At 43.4% G+C, this 20,172-nt stretch carries 11 protein-coding genes; 2 read left to right on the top strand and 9 right to left on the bottom strand.

What is annotated here, in order from left to right; genetic code table 11:
* Positions 1–18: 18 nt before the first annotated feature.
* Positions 19–696, bottom strand: a complete 678-nt coding sequence (locus V7K25_RS00585; RefSeq protein WP_335154138.1) for an SMI1/KNR4 family protein — start codon at positions 694–696, stop codon at positions 19–21.
* A 118-nt stretch (positions 697–814) separates the two neighbouring features.
* Here V7K25_RS00585 and V7K25_RS00580 point away from each other — a divergent pair, with 118 nt between their 5' ends.
* Positions 815–2,272: a protein adenylyltransferase SelO gene (locus V7K25_RS00580; protein ID WP_335154136.1), complete on the top strand. Its 1,458-nt coding sequence runs from the start codon at positions 815–817 to the stop codon at positions 2,270–2,272.
* 312 nt (positions 2,273–2,584) lie between these two features.
* Here the strand turns inward: V7K25_RS00580 and V7K25_RS00575 are convergent, their stop codons facing one another.
* The 5 genes from V7K25_RS00575 to V7K25_RS00555 form a co-directional block, all read right to left on the bottom strand.
* Complete coding sequence (locus tag V7K25_RS00575; RefSeq protein ID WP_335154134.1) at positions 2,585–3,937, bottom strand: efflux RND transporter periplasmic adaptor subunit; 1,353 nt, start codon at positions 3,935–3,937, stop codon at positions 2,585–2,587.
* A gap of 134 nt (positions 3,938–4,071) precedes the next feature.
* Positions 4,072–4,290, bottom strand: coding sequence for a hypothetical protein (locus V7K25_RS00570; protein WP_335154132.1), 219 nt, complete (start codon positions 4,288–4,290; stop codon positions 4,072–4,074).
* 67 nt (positions 4,291–4,357) lie between these two features.
* The gene (locus V7K25_RS00565) at positions 4,358–7,828 is read right to left on the bottom strand and encodes an efflux RND transporter permease subunit (RefSeq protein WP_335154130.1); all 3,471 of its coding nucleotides are present in this window, start codon (positions 7,826–7,828) and stop codon (positions 4,358–4,360) included.
* Between the two features lie 32 nt (positions 7,829–7,860).
* Positions 7,861–8,406, bottom strand: a complete 546-nt coding sequence (locus tag V7K25_RS00560) for a PadR family transcriptional regulator (protein WP_335154128.1) — start codon at positions 8,404–8,406, stop codon at positions 7,861–7,863.
* Positions 8,407–8,844: 438 nt separating this feature from the next.
* Positions 8,845–10,569 carry an ABC transporter ATP-binding protein gene (locus tag V7K25_RS00555; protein WP_335154126.1) on the bottom strand — a complete coding sequence of 575 codons (1,725 nt, stop codon included), beginning with the start codon at positions 10,567–10,569 and terminating at the stop codon, positions 8,845–8,847.
* A 478-nt stretch (positions 10,570–11,047) separates the two neighbouring features.
* On the opposite strand from V7K25_RS00555, the gene V7K25_RS00550 reads away from it, so the two are divergent.
* On the top strand, positions 11,048–13,018 hold the full coding sequence (locus tag V7K25_RS00550) for a sensor domain-containing protein (RefSeq protein WP_335154124.1): 1,971 nt from the start codon (positions 11,048–11,050) through the stop codon (positions 13,016–13,018).
* An 87-nt stretch (positions 13,019–13,105) separates the two neighbouring features.
* Here V7K25_RS00550 and V7K25_RS00545 read toward each other — a convergent pair whose 3' ends face one another.
* From V7K25_RS00545 to smc, 3 genes are all read right to left on the bottom strand, one after another.
* Positions 13,106–14,053, bottom strand: coding sequence for a WD40 repeat domain-containing protein (locus V7K25_RS00545; protein WP_335154122.1), 948 nt, complete (start codon positions 14,051–14,053; stop codon positions 13,106–13,108).
* A gap of 712 nt (positions 14,054–14,765) precedes the next feature.
* Positions 14,766–15,761, bottom strand: coding sequence for a PRC-barrel domain-containing protein (locus V7K25_RS00540; protein ID WP_335154120.1), 996 nt, complete (start codon positions 15,759–15,761; stop codon positions 14,766–14,768).
* A 199-nt stretch (positions 15,762–15,960) separates the two neighbouring features.
* Positions 15,961–19,599, bottom strand: coding sequence for a chromosome segregation protein SMC (gene smc, locus V7K25_RS00535; protein ID WP_335154118.1), 3,639 nt, complete (start codon positions 19,597–19,599; stop codon positions 15,961–15,963).
* Positions 19,600–20,172: the final 573 nt, after the last annotated feature.

Below are 20,172 nucleotides of genomic sequence, written 5' to 3'. Positions count from 1 at the left end.
AGTTTGATTTAATTAAGGTTAAATTTCGGAAGACTGGCGGATTTGATGCAAGCTTCGGTTGAGCCAGTCTTCATACCAATCAGAAAAACTTAAAGGCGGCTCCTCATTGCTATTTGAATGAGAATCATCAGGGTTGATGTCATGGAAAGCATGACAAAAGCTCAAAGAAGCAGGATATATCCCATTATCATTAGTACGGTCATCTATCCAGATTTTTCCTGACTGCTCCCCAGTAACGACTAACATCGCATAAATTCCACAACCATAATTTGTAATTGTGAGAGTACCGTGGATAAATTTATCGTCGAAGTAGTCATCATTGTTGGTAACAAAATCTGTATTATTCTTGACAATTAAATCCAAACCATTCCATGCTTTTGTGAAAGAAAATGGTTTAGAGAGAATTTCGTAGTTCTCAGGGTATAGTTTTTCTGGGATGACATCTTCAGATTCAATTCCCGATAGTCCAGATAAGCCGTATCCTGGCCCTGCACCACCATTACCAATTTCTAAGAGAAAGTTTCGATATTCACTTGGTAACGTAATATTATATCTAGATTCAAACACTTGAATATCTTTGTTATTCAAGCAAGGTTTAAATTGATATTGGTGTGATTCTGAGCCAAAAACCTCAAATGTAGCGTCTAAAATAGCTAATTGAGTTAAGTTTTTCTTTAATTGCAAAACTTTATCCATTGCTCTAGATTTTAATGGGGGCGCTGCCATATTTTAGATATGGGTCGCTTTTTGCGTTTATGCTGATGCTGATGCCAGAGGTAGTATTAAGGGAAGAATGAATTAAGCTTTGCTCGTAATGACTCTGGCTGAAACTCCGAACTACAAAAATTCTAGCAATCCTTTTCTCTCCCTCAACTACGAAAGCGCCTTGGAATCTCTAGGCGATGACTACTACGATGAGGTTGCAGCAGAGGAATTTCCTCAACACCTCCTGCGTTGGCGTAACGATGCACTACTACCCCGCTTGGGTTTAGACCCCCAACTAGTCAAAGATGATGATTTTATCACAGCTTTTGGCAAATTTCAGGGGCGTAAACCCTTCTTGGCGCTGCGTTACCACGGCTATCAATTTGGTGAATATAACAGACAGTTAGGTGATGGTAGAGGCTTCCTCTACGGGCAAGTACGCGCCACTGATGGCGAATTGTACGATTTTGGCACGAAAGGTTCTGGAAGAACGCCTTACTCCCGTGGTGGCGATGGTATGCTGACGCTCAAAGGTGGGGTGCGAGAAGTTCTGGCTGCGGAAGCATTACACCACTTGGGTGTACGTACCTCGCGCTGTCTGAGCATGATTGAAACAGGTTTACCCCTCTGGCGGGGCGATGAACCTTCGCCTACCCGCTCGTGTGTGATGATTAGAATGAGCAGCTCTCATATTCGGTTTGGCACTTTTGAGCGACTGCATTTTTTCCAGCGTCCAGATTTAACTAAGAAGTTATTAGACCACGTAATTGAGCAGTATTATCGACACTTAAGTGCTGAAGAAGATAAATATGCCTTGTTTTACGCCGAATTAGTGAAACGAGTTGCAGAACTAGTAGCGCAGTGGATGGCGGCTGGCTTTTGTCATGCAGTTCTAAATACTGACAATATGTCGATTACCGGAGAGAGTTTTGACTATGGCCCTTACGGCTTTATCCCAACTTATAACCCATCGTTTATAGCTGCATATTTTGACTATTATGGACGCTACTGTTACGGTAATCAACCAAGTATTTGTCAGTTAAATTTACAAATGCTCCAGGAACCTTTAAAGGCGATTATCGATAAAGAGGAAATGGAAGCTGGATTAGCAATGTTTGATGAGTATTATCAAGCTGAATACAGTTCTTTGATGTTGAAAAAGTTAGGTTTTGAGGATTTGCCACATCCAGAAGCTGGGGAACTGTTGAATCTAACGGTTGAATTTTTGAAAGATAGCCAAGTTGGTTATCACCAATTCTTTTATGAGATGGCTCGGACTTTTTCATCGAAATGGCGGGATGATCCAGGTTTTGTGCTAAATAATTCAGATATTGTGCCAGTACCGGGTGCGTCAGGAGTTTTTGATGATTGGTGCATACTGTATCATAAAATTTTGAATGATTTGGAGAGCGATCGCATCAATGTAATTGCCCAAACTCTAACTGTTAATAATCCCAAAGCAGCATTGTTAAGACCTGTGATTGAATCTATTTGGGAACCAATTGCTCAGGAAGATAATTGGCAACCTTTTTATGATTTAATCAAGGCAATCCAGTCTAGGATATAGTTAGCGGGGCATGGGGCATTGGTTATTCGCCTTGTCTTTCTCTGCCTCTTTTCAATTCCCAATGCCCAATAGACATAGGAGTGAAAATAATGTAAAGACGTAGCACTGCTACGTCTCTACAAGGGTTTTATACCAATTCTGTATGAAGATGCACATAATTAGTCCCCCCTTCACAAGGGGGGACGGCGTAGCCGGGGGGTAAATATATGCAGCTCACAAAGAAACGGTATTAGGTAACGCATATTTAATTTCTGGAGATGCCCAATGTCCAAAAACTCTACGCCACTTGCGGGATAGAGTTTTTCATTGAGTCTACTTTGTTTGCGTAACTGGCCGCACCCGCAAACCCTCTGTCTCATCAACCGTAGGAGTGGCAATGAGCGATTCATTTCCTGAGAGACCTGATGTAATTTCTACTTCAGTACCATAATCTCGCCCAACGGCAACTTTTTGATAATGCACTGTGTGGTCTTTGGTTACAGTTGCTACCTGCGTACCTTTGCCATTAACGACTAAAACACTATCTGGCACAACAAAGGGAGGATTGGTGCGGTTAATGGCAAATTTGACATTGGCATACATCCCAGGTCGCAGCGTCGCGTCCAAATTGTGTACTTCTAATTGTGTCAGTAAAGTGCGAGTAGTTGGGTCTATAGCGTTGCTAGTACGCACTACTTTACCCGTAAACACTCGTTGGGGTAACTCTCTGACTGTAATTTGTGCTGTTTGTCCAGTTTGAAGTGACTGTGATAAACTCTGTGGAACACTCACATTTACCTTTAGATTGTCATAAGCAGCAATAGTATAAAGGCTGCTATTGCTAGTGTTAGTGTTGCTGGTACTGGTACTGGTGTTACCATTACCTGCTGAAATTAAAACACCTGTATTGACGTTACGTGCAGTAATCACTCCTGCAAAAGGAGCAGTGACTTTCTTATAAGACTGCAATACGGTATTACGCTGGAAGTTTGCTTGACTTGCGTAGGCGTTAGCTTGTGCTGCTTTGATGTTGGCAGAGTCAGAATTAATAGTGTTTTGTGCTGCCTCAACGCTGGCAAGATTAGCTTGATATGTAGCATATTTTGTATCTGCATCTTGTTGAGGTACTGCACCTTGCTTGACAAGAAGTTGCCAGCGCTCCCAGCTCTGACGTGCGATCAATAGATTAGCGCGGGCTTGCTTCAAATCAGAAATACTTTTAGCTAAATTAGCACGAGTTTGAGATACATTGGCTTGTGCTTGCACTACCTCTGCCTTCGCTTGCAGAACTTGCTGATCGGTGTCTGGTGAATCAATTTCTGCCAACAACTGACCAGCTTGGACGCGATCGCCAATATCTGCGTACCACCGCCGTAAATACCCAGTACTGCGAGCGTAGATGGTCGTTTGATTCTGGGCTACAACACTGCCAGGTAGTTCCACTTTCGTAGCACCAGTAGCGCGACGGGGAGCGATTACGTTGACTAAGGGTAGGGTGCTTGCTTCCTTGACTGCTGCTTGTAATTCCGACTTTTGGCTCAATCGGGGTAGAATACCTATCGCCAGTAAGCTACCAAAAAAAACAGCACCAATTATAGTCCAACCAATTCCACCGATGCCGCGCCTGTGTTTTTTAGAAGTCGTTTGTTGTTCAGAATCAGGAGATGGACGATGCTGAGAATCCATAGGTGAACTGTCCTGTATTATCTAATTTGCAGAAATTTAGCAGCTAGAGTCATTACCATTATTAGACTTCTTGCAGAAGTGGGATAAGGGGTAAGGGGTAAAAGGGAAAGCAGCTCAGAAAAAACTCTTTTCCTTTAACCTTTTCTGTTTCCCCTACGGTGTACACACAAGTTTTTGACCTGCACCTTTATTGCATTGACTTGCACCTTTATTGCATTGACTTGCACCTTTGTTGCATCGACTTGCACCTTTGTTGCATTGACTTGCACCTTTATTGCATCGACTTGCACCTTTATTGCATTGACTTGCACCTTTATTGCATTGACTTGCACCTTTGTTGCATCAACCTGCAAAAATTAATCTTCCCTACGTTACGTAGTAACTTTAAGAGATTTATGTGTACACCGTAGTTATTATCTGCTATGACTTGCCTTGAGATGATGACAACGAATAGGCTGTCTTTGAATCTGAGAAATTTAAATCGTCATCATCCTCATCAATAGGACGAGGTTGTTGACGCCGCATAATGCTGTATACAACAGGTACAAAGATTAGAGTAGCAACTGTTGCAGCTGACAAGCCACCAATTACAGCGCGACCCAAGGGTGCATTCTGCTCGCCACCTTCACCAAGACCGAGAGACATTGGCACCATACCAATGAGCATGGCTAAGGCAGTCATCAACACTGGACGCAACCTTGTATAGCCTGCCGCTAGGGCTGCACCAGATGCATTTTCCCCTTCTACACGTTGCTCATTCGCAAAAGTGATCATTAGAATACTGTTTGATGTCGCTACACCTATACTCATAATTGCACCCATTAACGAAGGAACGCTGAAAGTGGTGCGAGTGACAAACAGCATCCAGACAATACCAGCTAAGGCACTTGGCAGCGCCATCATAATAATCAAGGGATCGAGCCAAGATTGGAAGTTCACCACCATTAAGCAGTAAACCAACACAATTGCAAACACAAGTCCTAAACCAAGTCCCAAAAACGAAGAGTTCATCGTTTGCACTTGCCCACGAACATTAATCTGACTTCCCTTAGGCAATTTTTTCTGATAATCAGCGATGATTCGATTTACATCGGCGGCAACTCCCCCAAGGTCGCGATTAGAGGCGTTAGCGTAGATATCGAAAACTGGCTGAATATTATAGTGATTCACAACTTGCATCACTGTGTCGCGTTTTACACTAGCTAAATTACCTAAAAGTTGGGGTGCAGTTTGACCGTTGCCAACTGGCGTATTTTTCAGGCTGTCAATAGAGTCAAGTTTGTACTGAGGAACTTGTACAGCAAGGGTGTAACTCACGCCTTTTTTGGGATCGAGCCATTGGTTGATTGCAGATTGACCGCTTGAACTTAAGGAAGTAAGAACGCTATTGGCAACATCACGCTGGGTCATACCCAGTTGTTGAGCCTCAGTGCGATCTACATCAAGACGTAATTTGGGAGCATCAACAACTTGTTGAAGATGTACATCTACAGCCCCAGGAATGCGCGTCATCCGGGCGGCGATTTGTTGGGCAATTTCAAAGTTGCCCTTTGAGTTTTTCAGAGGGCCAGATATTTGCACGTCAACAGCAGCAGGCAAACCGAAATTGAGAATTTGAGTCACAATATCGGCTGGCTCAAAAAAGAAGGTGTAGCTGGGAAATGTCGCTTTCAATTTCTGGCGGAGTTCCTTGATGTAAGAAAAAGTTGCACCAGATTCTTTTAAAGACACAAGAATATCAGCATCAGCCGGCCCAATTGTCGCGCCGTTGTAGCCATAAGTAAGGTTAATGCCGCTAGTGGGTAAGCCGATGTTATCCAGAATTAGAGAGAGATTCTCTTTCGGTACAGTCTGGCGGATAACGCCTTCAACTTGGCTGACAATTCTTTCTGTCTCTTCCAAACGAGTACCAGGTAAGGCTCGAACATGGAGGCTAAACTGACCACCATCGACTTCAGGGAAAAAGTCTTGACCGACGAATGGCAACAAAACTCCTGCACTAACAATAAAAGCACCAAACAGCACAAAGACTATGCGGCGGTGACTTAATGCTGAGGTTAGGACGTTGTAGTACCAACTGCGAAATTTCTCAAATTGTCGGTTAAACTTTTCGTGTAGCCGCCATATCCAATCTTTCTTCACAGGTTTGGTAGTTGTCGTTGCTACCTCTTCTGTTTGGTGGTGGTTATCGCTATGACCATTATTGTTTTGGACTGGCGAATGGGTGTGGTGGTCGCGATTATCATGAATTTCGACTAGTGAATGGCTGTGGTGGTTGTCGCGACCATTATTGTTTTGGACTGGCGAATCTAGATGATGGTTGTCGCGACCATTATTGTTTTGAACTGGCGAATCTAGATGATGGTTGTTGCTATGACCATTGTGATCCTCGCTTTCTCTATGCCAGTCTACTTCGGATGGTAAAAGATAGCTTGCCATTGTCGGTACTACAGTCCGAGATAGCACATAAGAAGCAAGCATCCCAAATACTACTGCCATTGCTAGGGGGACAAATAGGTACTTTGCCACTCCACTGAGAAACACGACCGGCACAAAGACAATACAAATACATAATGTTGCTACAAGTGCTGGAGTAGCGATTTGCTGCGCCCCATCTAAGATTGCTCGTTTGATGGGTTTACCTTGTCCGAGATTTCGGTGGATATTTTCAATTTCCACTGTGGCATCATCTACAAGAATACCAACAGCTAAGGATAAACCACCTAAGGTCATGATGTTGAAAGTTTGTCCCAAACGACTCATCACAATAATTGAAACTAGCATCGAGAGAGGAATCGATACGGCTACAATTACCGTGCTGCGCCAACTTCCCAGGAAAATCAAAATCATCAGCGCGGTGAGACAGGCTGCAATCAATCCTTCTTTGAGAACGCCTTGAATCGAAGCTTTCACAAATATAGATTGATCGAACAAAAACGCTAAATTCAGTTCTGGGGGTAAGGTAGATTGGATGCGAGGCAAAGCTTTTTTTACTCGCTCGATCACATCAATCGTCGAGGCATTACCACTCTTCAGGATACTAAGTAAGCTCGATCGCCTGCCATTCTGACGTACAATGTTGGATTGCACACCAAAGCCATCTCTTACCTGGGCGACATCACGAATGGAAATGACAGTACCATTAACTTGCCTAATCGGCAAGTCATTTAGGGCTGCCACCACATCTGGACTATTGTTGATTTGTACGGCGAAGTTGCGATCGCCTATTTTCATATCGCCTGCGGGCAAAACTAGGTTTTGGGCACTGACAGCATTAGTCACGTCTTGGGCAGAAATGCCATTAGCTAACATCGCTTGGGGATCGATATCAACCATAATTTGCCGAGGTTTACCACCATAGGGCAGAGGTATACTCGCTCCTTGCACTGTTGCCAATTGGGTGCGGACGAAGTTGGTAGCATAGTCGAAAAGTGCTTCTTCCGGTAAGGTTTTGCTACTGACACTCATCTGGATAATCGGCACCGAAGAAGCGTTGTATTGAATGATGAATGGCGGTGTGATCCCAGGTGGCAAAGGGCGGAGAATTGTTTGGCTAACAGAGGTAATTTGAGCTACTGCTGAGGCGATATTAGCGTTGGGTTGGAAAAAAACCTTGACAACACTAACACCACTTAAAGATTGAGACTCAATGTGTTCGATGTCACCAACGGTTGTTGTCATAGCGCGTTCGCTAATGGTGACGATTCGCTGTGCCATTTCCTCAGACGTCGTACCAGTGTAAGTCCAAACTACACTGACAACCGGAATGTTAATTGCGGGAAAAATGTCAACCGGTGTACTAAATATCGTGATTGCACCCAGGATCGCAATCATCAAAGCGGCGATCGCGAATGTATACGGAAGACGTAAAGCAATTTTGACGATCCACATAGTTAGTTAGGATACTTCAAAAGTTTTTTGTGTTAAAGCTGTTTTACTGAGGTTGGTGTTTGAGCTAATTGAAGTTGTTCTGCTTGGAGTTGCTCAACTAGCCACTCAATTTCTGATTTGATCACTTCAACTGCCCGCTTTTGCACTTTCGCTTGATATAAATCATCAGTAACTTCAAGTGCTTTTTTCTCTGTAAGGCGTAACTGACATAGCATCAATCGATGTTCGATCAACTGGACTCGTTCTTTGGGTAATAAATGACTAAAGAAAAAAAATTTGATAAAGAATCGCGATCGCATATTCACCCAGCTTTCATGAGGATATGCCAGCATCTCTTGATACCAAATGGTTTTGCCGAGGGGTGTAATCTCATATACCTTTCCACATTGCCCACCTTCTTCTCCTTGTTCTGCACATAGGATAGCTTCACCTTGTTCTTCCATGCGCTTCAAAAGAGGATAAATCGCGCCATAGTTGACACAAATACTGCAACTCATAAACATCTCTAGTTGCTGTTTAAGCCGATAACCATTTAATGGCTCTCGCTGTAATAAACCTAATACTGCTAACTTCAGCATTTTGATATATCAATTTGATATGTCGATCAAGAATATCAAATTGAGCCTTTTTAGCCAAGTACCCAAGGTTCAATTGTCAGAATTCTCTGAGATTCCGTCAAAAGAAGCAGGGGGGCAGGGGGCAGGGAGCAAGGGGGAAAACACCAGACGAGCTTGTAGCCCCAGCAAAAGCGCCCTTTATGGCGGGGCTTGTACCCATGTTCCGCTCCGCTTCACGGCTTCGGGGCAGAGATTGCTCCCCCTGCTCCCTTCTCCCTGCCCCTTTGCCTCTTCGGTCAACCCCTTCCCTATAAGACGTTGCGCGAACGCATTCAAAAGTAACAACCCCATAAATAAATTTACTTACTCTGTACCTTTTTCTTTCTGGTCAAGAGTACTCTAGATGTGGCTGCTCTGAGTAAAGAAGTGAGATTCCTCACTTCCTATTCCCTCTTTTGACTAACTAAATTGCTGGGCATAAAACCGCGCATAGCGACGTTCTAAGGCTAATAATTCTTCATGGGTTCCCGATTCGACAATTTGTCCCTGTTCGAGAACTAAAATGCGATCGCACCGTCTAACTGTCGATAAACGGTGAGCAATAATAAATACTGTCCGTTTTTCCATCAGTCTTTCCAGCGCTTCCTGTACCAGCGCTTCTGACTCGGAATCTAATGCTGATGTCGCTTCATCAAGAATCAAGATTTGGGGATTGAGCAGAACAGCACGAGCGATCGCAATTCTTTGTCTTTGTCCACCTGATAAGTTTACCCCACGTTCACCCACCCAAGTCTGATAACCTTCTGGCAATTGGCTAATAAACTGATGGGCATTAGCAATTTTCGCCGCTTCTTTAACTGCTTCCATATCAAAAACATCTTGTCCAAAGGCGATATTTTGGGCAATTGTCCCCGAAAACATGATGGTTTCTTGAGGAACAATCCCAATTTGTCGCCGCAGACTATGCAGCTTTACATCTCGAATATCAACACCGTCAATTAATATTTGACCAACTTCCGGATCGTAAAAACGGGGGAGGAGGTTGACAAATGTGGTTTTACCAGCACCAGAAGCACCCACAAGAGCGATCGCTTCACCTGGTGATACCAATAAACTGATATCTTTTAATACAGGTTCACCTGGTTTATAGGCAAAGGAAATATGACGATATTCTACTTTGCCTTTGACTGGGGGGAGAGCGATCGCATTTACCTTTTCGATCACCGTCGGCTGAATTGCCATCAATTCAAAAACACGATCAACAGATGCTTCACCCTGCTTAAATTCGTTGTAGTTATTAGTAGTGTGACCGATGGGATCAATTAACAGCGCCGCCGCCGCCAGATAACTGAAAAAATTCGCTACTGTTAAGTTACCTTGGGAAATTTGCCACGCTCCCACAATCAGTAACGATAATGCACTTAAAGCTTCCAGAAATCCGACGATGGGAATCTGAATCGCTTTCAGGCGTTCAGCTGAGTATTTGGCTTTCAGACTGCGTTCTGCTTCATGGCCAAAGCGGGCGATTTCGTAATTTTCGGCAGCAAAAGCCTGTACCAAACGAATACCGTTGAAAACTTCCGCGAGGATGGCGGATAAACCCGACACGCGATTTTGACTTTTTAAGGAATATTTGCGTAACCGTTCACCAAACCAGCCGACTAAAATACCCATCAACGGTGCAACTATCACCGTTGCTAATGTCAATTGCCAATTCAGATAAATCATGTAAATCGGAATTGCTAGCAACTGCAAAATGCAGGGGATAAAGTCGTGAAATACTTTATTTACCACTTCGCCAACCCGGTCAACATCTTCTGTGAGGCGGTAAGATAAATCACCTGCTTTTGCGGTTTCAAAATAGCTGAGATTTAGCTTTTGAAGATGTGCGTAGACTTCCTGGCGAACATGAAAAGCAACTCTCAAAGAAGCTTTCGCCATGTACATATCTTGTATGGATTGAAACAAACCTCTAACAAGAAATACTAAGGCACAGCTACCAGTTATTTGAGCGATCGCTACTACATTACCTTGGGCAAAGGGAGTTGCCAATTTACCGGCGAGATTGATCAAGACTAATGTCGCCAGTACGTATCCTAAGATACCAAAAAGTCCCTTGGTGAGGGTTTGCCACTGGAGTCGGATATAAGGCAGCAGTTGCCAGTAATTAGAACGGGTTTTCAAGCTCGAAAGTCCACAACGATATTTTCCTTTGTTTGACGCTAGCAGTTTTTGGTGAGTTTCTGAGCAGTTAAGTAATTTGACAAAACAGGGTTAAACGATAACGATATAGATATATTTAAAATTTGAAAAAGTCTGAACTGACTTTAGATGACGAAATGTTAATTAAAAATTTTGATACTGCATTCCAATTGTGGTTTTTCTCAAAAAGTTATGTCATAGGTGCTACAAGTAAATGGCCACAGTAGCAAGTCTGGCAACCTATTAAAAATATCCAAGCCTCGTTAGGCACAAGTTAAGAAAAAAGACATCAGATTAAAGACTAATATTCACGCTACACAACGAATAATTAAGAACACAGTGCGTAAGTATTAAAAGTACACCCTGCTATAGATGCCAGCTTTTTAGTATTCATTAATACTGGTATTTAAATTTAACAATTACTTACACCCACGCTTCACAGTTTTGCAGTTTAAGCAATATGGATGTAGATGAGTTAAGCCAACAGATAACAGAATTGCGATCGCGGGTACGGGGAATATGGCAGCGGACTGCAACTCAACCGAACTCACAACAAGAGCTAATGATAGCAGCTTTCGATGAACTCCAAACGGCAATGGAAGAACTATTGGCTACTTCCCTAGAGTTAGAGGTAGCAAGAACGAAAACAGAGATAGAACGCCAGCGTTACCAAGAATTATTCGATTTTGCGCCGGATGGGTATTTGGTAACTAATACCGTAGGGAAGATTCTAGAGGCTAACTATGCAGCAGCAACTATGCTCTCTGTAGAGCAAAAATATCTGGTAGGTAAACCATTAATTCTATTTATTGCTCAACAAGACCGCCAGATATTTAGCTCCCTAATAAATAATAATTTGCAGCAGATACAGGACTGCGTAATGGATCTAAAGCCACGCTTGGGTAGACCCTTTCCTGGTAGTATCAGGGCATCTCCAGTGTATAACTCACAAGAAAAGTTGGTTGGCTGGCGTTGGTTGCTGCGTAATATCAGCGAAGCTAAACAAGCACAAGAACAAGTGGCAAAACGCACAGTGGAACTGGCAAAAGCAAATCAGCAATTGGGGAATGAAATTACAAAGCATAAACGAGCCAAGTCACAACTGCTGCACCTTGCATTTCACGATGTACTAACGGGACTCCCAAACCGCGCTTTATTTATGAACCGCTTAGAAGATGCGGTCAATTATTCCAAACGGCATTCAGATTTTCTATTTGCTGTTTTGTTTCTAGATTTAGATCGTTTCAAGGTGATCAATGACAGCCTGGGGCACATATTTGGAGATCAATTACTGCTTACGGTTGCTCAGAGGCTTCAAGAATGCTTGCGCTCTACAGATATAGCTGCACGGCTGGGAGGAGACGAGTTTATCATCTTGCTGGTGGGAATTAAAGATGTATTAGAAATGGTAACGGTTGTTGAGCGAATACAAAAGAATCTGGCACTTCCTGTGGTTTTAGACGGTCACGAAGTGTCCACTACAGCGAGTATTGGCATTGCTTTAAGCATAACAGGCTCTAAAGAACCAGAAGATTACTTGCGTGACGCCGATATTGCGATGTACCGAGCTAAGGCACAAGGCAGAGCGTGCTATGAGATTTTTAACAGTGACATGCATATTCAAGCAATGGCACACTTGGAGTTGATTAACGAGCTACGCCGAGCCGTTGAGCTTCAAGAGTTTCGGGTTTATTATCAACCGATAGTGTCACTCAGTCGCGGCAGGATAACTGGTTTTGAAGCGCTTGTGCGCTGGCTACATCCAAAACACGGCATTGTTTTGCCAGAGTATTTCATGTCAACTGTTCAAGAAACCGGGCTAATTAACCTTATTGAGCAGTGGCTCTTGCATGAGGCATGTAGTCAGATACAGCAGTGGCAAGAGCAATTCTCCTCTACCTGTGGGGATCTGGCTGAGTGTCCCTTGACCATTAGTGTCAATCTTTCTACTATTAGGTTCAGTGAAGAAAACTTGCTGCCGCACATCAATAAAGTTCTACTAGACACTGGACTCCCCGCACCGAATTTGACGCTGGAGATTACAGAAGGCGTAATTATGGAAAACGATGATAAAGCCATCATCAGGCTAAAGCAACTGAGAAATTTAGGAATTAAGTTGGCAATTGACGACTTCGGTACGGGCTATTCCTCATTAGGTCGTCTCCACCACTTTCCAATTAATCAGTTGAAGATAGACCGCTCTTTTGTTAGCGGGAGCTTTTTTAATGATGGAAATTTAGATATTGTTGAGACAATTATTACATTGGCACACAAATTAGGTGTGGATGTGACTGCCGAAGGGGTGGAGACAGAAGAGCAACTAGCACTGTTGAGAAAGTTGAACTGTGAATATGGGCAGGGATATTTTTTCTCCCATGCATTAGATAGCTCTCAGGCTGCGGCATTAGTTCTGACAAATCCTCAGTGGTAATGAGTATTTGACACGTTAGTAAATATTTTGAGCCAATACTTCAGTAGGCAAACATTATCGCTTTGTACACTCATTAACCCTGTGTAGCTACGAATGCCATTTGCCAAGACTTGATGTCAAATGTGGGGTTAAATATCTTTTAAGTGTTTGAGTATGAGGGTTAGTATCGCGGGGTATAGACCAAAGTTTTATGGTTTCATCACTACTCCCACTAGCTAAGGTTTGCCCATTAGGACTAAAAGCAACAGACCATACAGACTTAGTATGTCCTGCAAAGTTAGCAAGGAGTTTGCCACTAGCTAGATTCCAGAGCTTGATTGTTCTGTCATAACTACCACTAGCTAAGGTTTGTCCATTAGGGCTAAAGGCAACAGACCATACAGATTCAGAATGCCCCGTTAGAGTGTGCAACAATTTGCCATCACCTAAGCGCCACAGCTTGATGGTTTTATCCATACTGCCACTGGCAAGGGTTTGCCCATCAGGACTGAAGGCAACAGAACGTACTTCTTGGGAATGCCCTGTGAGAGTCTGTATAAGTGTCGGATTGCCAGTGTTAAGCTGCCAAATTCTGATGGAGTTATCTTTACTGCCACTGGCTAACTTCTGGCTATCGGGGCTAAAAGCAACAGACTTTACCCAGCCTACATCCTGGATCGTAAAGAGTTCTTTGCCTGTGTCGAGATTCCAGAGCTTAATGGTATTATCAGCACTGCTACTAGCAAGCAATTTTCCGTTGGGACTTATAGCGATCGCTTCTACATCGTCTTTATGCTCATCAAGGGTACGGATGAGAGTTCCTGTTTCCAGATTCCACAGTTTAATGCGATTATCCCAGCTGCCACTAGCGAGTATACGGCTATCGGCGCTAATCGCCAAGGATACAACTGCATCAGCATGACCTTTAAAACTGTGGAGTAATTTGCCAGTGTGCAGATTCCAAATCTTGATCGTGCGATCGTAGCTACCACTAACCAAAGTATTACCATCTGGACTGATAGCGATCGCATAAATCCACGCTGAATGTATATCCAAAATGTCTTAATGTCAAAAAAATCAAAGTTTCTCTTTTGAACCATTAGGAAACCATGACCTAAAGCCAAAAAGAAAGCTATAATACCAATGTTCCGGCGGTGTTTTAGCAGCCATTGGGGAATTCCAGTCTCTTTAGTTTGCGGAAAAACAATTCTTAGAGTGGTGGGAAGTAATGTTGCTATATAGCTAGCTAATGCTAAAAATCCGAGAATATTAGCTAGGGGTGATTGATCTATTGAAAGCATGATTAATCTCTAAAAATAATATTGTTGGCTACAGTAGAAACCACAGGTATAGGCAATAAAAAACAACCTCCGCTCATCCTATTTGAAATAGCGGATAAGCTAGGCATTTTAGGTTTCAAATAAAGGCTAGTATTTTACCAATACAACTTTGCTAGGTAAATAAGTTTGTAATAAGGATTTTAGTCTTTGTGTTAAGCACTGAAGTACATCTTTTTTTGCTAATTTTTTACTTAGGGAACTCCAAGAAATAAATTAGGGACTTCCAAGAAATAAATTATTCCAAGAAACGAACCACAGAGACAAGGCAGCGCGGTCTTGGGGGTTTCCCCCATGAGCGACTGCCGCGCAGAGAACGCAGAGAGAAGAACATTAACAAAATAGTCACTTAGACGATGAGTTTTACTTTCGTTCATAAAAAAAACCCCCTCCTCGCTGGCGCAAGAAAGGGGTTGAGGGTGGGGATAAACCTAATATCCGCCTTCTTCTTCGTATTCTGGCTGTCTTTCCTTAACTTTCTTGGGAATATTCACAGGCTTCGGCGCATCTTCCCAAGCATCGCCGTCTACATCGTCATAATCATCATATTCATCAACATAAGGCTTGCTATAGGGCTGGGCATCATATTTTAGCGGCTGCGGTTGTTGATACCTGTCGCTGCCCGTTGCCTCGCTCCAGTTATCTTCTTCCTCGTCTTCTTCGTATTGAATAGATTCATACTGCCGCGCTTTCATTACCTGACGCTGTGGCCTTTGTTCTTCCACATAGTCTTCTGTCCATTCCTCTTCCCGCGCTACGGGTTCGGGGGCGCGAACTTTTTGCCTGGGTGGCTGCAATGGCACTCCACTAGGCAGTTGATTGGCTGGTGCAACTTGGCGCGGTGGAGTATAGCCGTATTCTTCTTCTATATCTCGCTCCCAAGGTGCTTTGCCGATACCTAGACGCTCTAGTAAACCAACTGTCAACTGGTTTACCCGTTCTTCGGCTCCCTCAAACACAATCAACCGATTGGGGCCAGTGCTGACAATTTCATCTACTGAGAACTCGTAAGTACTCAGAAATTGATCGGGAATTTGGGGCAATCCTAAAGAAGCAATAACTATAGAGTTAAGCTTGCCGGTTTCGCCGTTGAACTTGAAGCCCCGAACTTTGCCTAAGACTTCGCCTGTTTCTGTAATTACTTCCCAGTTAATCAGATTACTGAGAGATTCAACTTCGATATCTTCAATTACATCTTCGTTATCAACCAGGATGACATCACCAATCTGGCTGATGTTGTTGAGGTACATATAGCGCGGTATGCCCGAAATGGAGATCAGGCTGTCTCGCAAACCAAGAGCCACAACCTCTCGTTGATCTATATCAACCCAGACTTGACTGATGATGCCTAGCCGCTTGCCGTTGTCGCGGGTAATCACCTGGGTATTTAATATGTCGGAACGCCTAATTATCTGTTCGGAGGTCATTCTATACCGAGTCCTGATCTCGAATCCGGTTTAACGCGACGTGCAACTTATTCTTAGAACCTTTCTCCAAACCTCTTGTCCACAGGGAGAGAGGTTTTGATTTTTGCTCTCTTTCCCTGGTAGGGAAGGGTTTGGGGGTTAGGTTTGAGAGAAACTCGCACATTACGTGGTTTATCTATACACTATTATTAACAAAAACTCAAGCAGATGTATTGGATGATTGTAACTTAATCCCCAAAACTTGAGTGTAAGCTCCTCGTGCTTGAGTAACGCCAATTGTGCGTTCGGCTGATTCTATCATCGGACGACGCAAACTCACAACTATAAATTGCGCTTGTTGTGACTGTTGTTTAATCATTCTAGCTAATCGCTCTACGTTTGCCCCATCTAGGAACATATCTACTTCGTCAAAGGCGTAAAATGGCGATGGACGGTAGCGTTGCAGGGCAAAGATAAAGCTCAAGGCTGTAAGTGATTTTTCTCCCCCAGACATGGAAGCTAGGCGCTGTACGGGTTTACCTTTGGGATGTGCAACTAAATTTAGCCCACTGCTAAAGGGATCTTCAGGATTTTCTAGTTGCAAGAAGCCGTCGCCGTCGGAAAGAATGGCAAAAATCGATTGAAAGTTTTCGTTAACAGCATCGAAAGCTTCTTTAAAGGCAAGTTGCCGCAATGTGGTAAAGTTTTCAATCCGCAAAAGTAGTTCGGTGCGTTCCCCTTCTAGCGTTTCTAATTTTTGCGTCAGTTCTTGGAGACGGTTTTGGGTGCGTTCGTATTCTTCTAACGCCAGCATATTAACAGGTTCCATTGCCTGTAAGCGTTTGGTAAGCGATCGCAATTCTTTTTGCAATTCTTCCAAATCTACCTTATCTGGAACTTCCGGCAAGGGATTTGGTAATTCTGCTCCCACTTCCCGCAACTGGTTTTGCAGTGCAATGAGTTCTTCCCGCCGCTTCTCTTGGGTTTCTTTGAGTTTTTCGATTTCCCATTGCAATTGTTGTTGGCGCAAAAGATGCGATCGCACTTCTTGTTCTGTAGCGTCGCGTTTCTGTTTCTCTTCTCCCAAATTTTGCTCCATTTGGCTTAGGTTGGCGCGGGTTTGGGTGATTTGGTTGTCTAGCGTTGTGGTTTGGCTCAAGACGCGATTCATCGCGTCTCTACAAGAGATTTGTTGGGTTTCGTATTCGGTGATTCGCGTTTCTGCTTCTTGAATTTTTTCTTGTAAACGTTGTTGCTGATTTTCCAAATTTTTTAATCTTTGTTCAGCTTCCCGTAACGCTGTCTCCCGTTGTTGCAATTGTTGCTCTTGAATTTTAATTGTTGCCTGGATTTGTTGCCATTCGCTGGGAGTTTGGGATGCTTCCAACTCTGCTAAAGCGTGTCGCAATTGTTGCAATTGAGTTTCTTGTCCAGGTAATTCCCGCTCTAAGATTTCTAATCGAGATTGAGCAGTGGCTAATTTTTCGCTGTTTTGAGCGAGTTGCGATCGCGTCCCCTCTAATTGCGCTGTCAAATTCTTAATATCTTTCTGTAACTGTTCCAATTGCAACTGCTGTTCGCGTCGCGCCTGACGCGCTTCTGTAAGTTCTTGCGTGAGTTTTTTGGTTCTGGCTGATAAAGTAGCGATCGCTTCTGTACAACGCTCTAAAACTCGCTCAATATCCACCAAGCGATTTCTTAAAGCGATCGCTTCATCAGATTCCGCCGCTTCCGCATTGCCAAACCGCAACGCTGAACGCTGGGTGTTACTACCACCAGTCATTGCACCGCTAGTTTCTAAGAGTTCCCCGTCTAAGGTGACGATGCGATATAACCCTAAATTTTTCCGCGCCGCCTCCAGGTTGGCAAAAACTACGGTGTTACCAAAAACATAGCTAAATACATCTTTGTAACGGCGATCGCAATCAACTAAGTTAACAGCATAATTAACGTAACCGTTAGCAAAACGCAGCGTTGCATCTTGAGTAAATTTAGGAGCGTGAATTTTATTCAACGGTAAAAAAGTCGCTCTCCCTGCACGTTTCTGTTTGAGCAATTCAATCCCGGCTGCGGCGATGCTGTCATCTTCTACCACAATATGTCCTAAACGTCCACCAGCAGCCATTTCTAAAGCTAGCTGATGGCGGGGTTCCACCTTTCCTAACTGCACAACTAAGCCACAAAGTCCAGGCATTCCCGATTGTAAAATGACTTTACTTGCTTGGGTTCCTTGGACTTCTTGCTGTGCTTGCGCTTGCGCCTCGATTTTATCCAACTGGCGTTGTTTTTCCCGTTGTTCAAAAAGTAAACGTTTTTGGGTTTCCTGTTGGATTTGCAGTTCTTGTTCTGTGGCTGAGAGATTTTGGGCTAAATTTTGGATAGGTTCGCTAGAGGCGTTAAATTCCGTTTCAATTTGATTACAGTCGGTTTGTTTTTGAGCTAATAGCGGTTCGTCGCGTTCAATTAGCTGGGTTTGCTCTGAAATTAATTGCTGTAACTGATTATTGCGTTCCCTGAGTTGTGCTTGTTCGGTACGTTGCGGTTCTAGAGTTTGCAGCAAAGCTTCAATTTGACGGTTGAATGCAGTTTGTTGCTGCACCCACGCTTCCGAAGCCGAGGCGATTTCAGCGGCTGCTTCGCGGGAGGTTTCTAAAGCTTGGTGGGCTTCATTCCTTTGGTGTTGGGAAGACGCGATGAATCGCGTCTCTACAATTTGGGTTTGGGCAATTTCTTCTAGGGAATGACGATGTTTTTGAATTTCTTGCTGAGTTTGAAGCAGACGTTTGGCGGTTTCTTGGGAAGCTGTTTGTAATTCCGTTAGCTGACGCTGGAGTTGCTTTCGTTCTGCTTCTTGGGTGGCGAGGGTAGATTGTACCGCCAAAAGTTCATCTTCTCCCAATGCTTTGACATGAGCATTGAGTTGTTCAAGTTCAGCAGTTTTTTGGACGATTTGGGAATTTAGATTTGTGAGTTGGGTAGTGAGTTCAGTAGAATTGCGATCGCCTGTTTGAATTTCGTGAACTAACTTTTCTTGTTGTGCTTGTAGCGATCGCCATGATAAAACAGCTTCCCAGGATTGTTTCGCTAGAAATTCCGTGCGGAGTTTTTGATATTTCTCAGCTTTAGCCCGATCTTGGGAAAGGCGATCGCGCTGTGCAGTTAATTCTGTCTCAATAATCCTACAGCTATCTTCTTTTTCCTTCACCTCATCTAAAGTTGATTTGGCTTGGATGATTTTGCGATCGAATGCCGCCACCCCAGCCAATTCATCAATAATTTCCCGGCGTTCCCGCGCATTCATCGAGATAATGCTGGTGACATCCCCTTGCAGCACCACATTGTAGCCTTCAGGATAAACCCGCAGGTTACTTAGTTGTTCATGCAATTCCGTCAGCGTGCAAGGTACACCATTGATATAGTAATTCGATGTGTAACTCCCTTGGTGAGTGACTCGCAGCCTTCTAGTAACACTCCACTCTGTCGATTTTGGATTTTGAATTTTGGATTTTGGATTTTCTTCCTCTGCTTCCTCAACTGTCTCTACGTCTTCTTCACTTTGCACCTTTGCGGTTTTGGGTAAGATATCCTCCCCCGACAAATCAAACGTTACAGTGACGCTAGCTTCTATTGAAGCCCGTCCTTTAGAGGTTTGGGTGTTATTTACCAAATCTGGCAGGCGATCGGCTCGCATTCCCTTAGAACTGGAGAGTCCGAGGCAAAATAGCAGTGCATCTAGAATATTAGACTTACCCGAACCATTTGGCCCAGATATGACAGTACACCCCGGTAGCAAAGGGACTGAGGTAGTGCCACCGAAGGATTTGAAGTTCGTAAGTTCCACGCGCTTGATATGCACCATAGGCGCTGGTTCACTGGGCTAATGAAGAACAAGTGTATCAACTAATTAAAAATTCGCAAGAGGGTAGGGGGAAAATTAGGGATTATCAAACCACAGAGACACAGAGAACGCAGAGGGGTAGGAGAATCGTGGTTTAGAGAAAAAACAATACTGCTAGAGTTAACACAAGCACGAGATTTTATTGCAGGCGCTCAAAACCAACTATATCAAATCATTCCAGTTTTAGTTGAGATAACTAACTACCAAGACGATCAAAGGCAAAGCGATCGCTATCAGTTTATTACTATTTATTGCAAGAAGATTTTACAAGTATGTAAGATGATTTTAGAATATAATAAAGTAAATTATGCAACTAGAAGATTATTTCGACTTTCAGCGTCCTGATGATATTCAACTCAAAGGTACTTGTAGAAGATATCCTCAAACAAGCACTTCCCGATACATAAATAAACCCATAATAACTATTCTTTCGGACGTAACTACTAATGAACTCACCCTTATTTAAGCAAAAAAACAGGGCTTACGTAGATGTAAGTCCTGTTTAAATTTTCTGATGATATAAGCTGATTTAAC

Origin of the sequence: Nostoc sp. (genome assembly GCF_036919495.1) — a bacterium.
Classification (GTDB): Bacteria; Cyanobacteriota; Cyanobacteriia; order Cyanobacteriales; family Nostocaceae; genus Nostoc.
The sequence above is the reverse complement of the archived record's forward strand: the minus strand, read 5'-3'. Positions and strand labels throughout refer to the sequence as shown.

Bases quoted from the DNA above. Each gene is read 5' to 3' on its own strand.
- V7K25_RS00540 (WP_335154120.1), bottom strand. From the start codon at position 15,761: ATGACCTCCGAACAGATAATTAGGCGTTCCGACATATTAAATACCCAG.
- V7K25_RS00580 (WP_335154136.1), top strand. From the start codon at position 815: ATGACTCTGGCTGAAACTCCGAACTACAAAAATTCTAGCAATCCTTTT.
- V7K25_RS00550 (WP_335154124.1), top strand. From the start codon at position 11,048: ATGGATGTAGATGAGTTAAGCCAACAGATAACAGAATTGCGATCGCGG.
- V7K25_RS00560 (WP_335154128.1), bottom strand. From the start codon at position 8,406: ATGCTGAAGTTAGCAGTATTAGGTTTATTACAGCGAGAGCCATTAAAT.
- smc (WP_335154118.1), bottom strand. From the start codon at position 19,599: ATGGTGCATATCAAGCGCGTGGAACTTACGAACTTCAAATCCTTCGGT.
- V7K25_RS00575 (WP_335154134.1), bottom strand. From the start codon at position 3,937: ATGGATTCTCAGCATCGTCCATCTCCTGATTCTGAACAACAAACGACT.
- V7K25_RS00585 (WP_335154138.1), bottom strand. From the start codon at position 696: ATGGATAAAGTTTTGCAATTAAAGAAAAACTTAACTCAATTAGCTATT.
- V7K25_RS00565 (WP_335154130.1), bottom strand. From the start codon at position 7,828: ATGTGGATCGTCAAAATTGCTTTACGTCTTCCGTATACATTCGCGATC.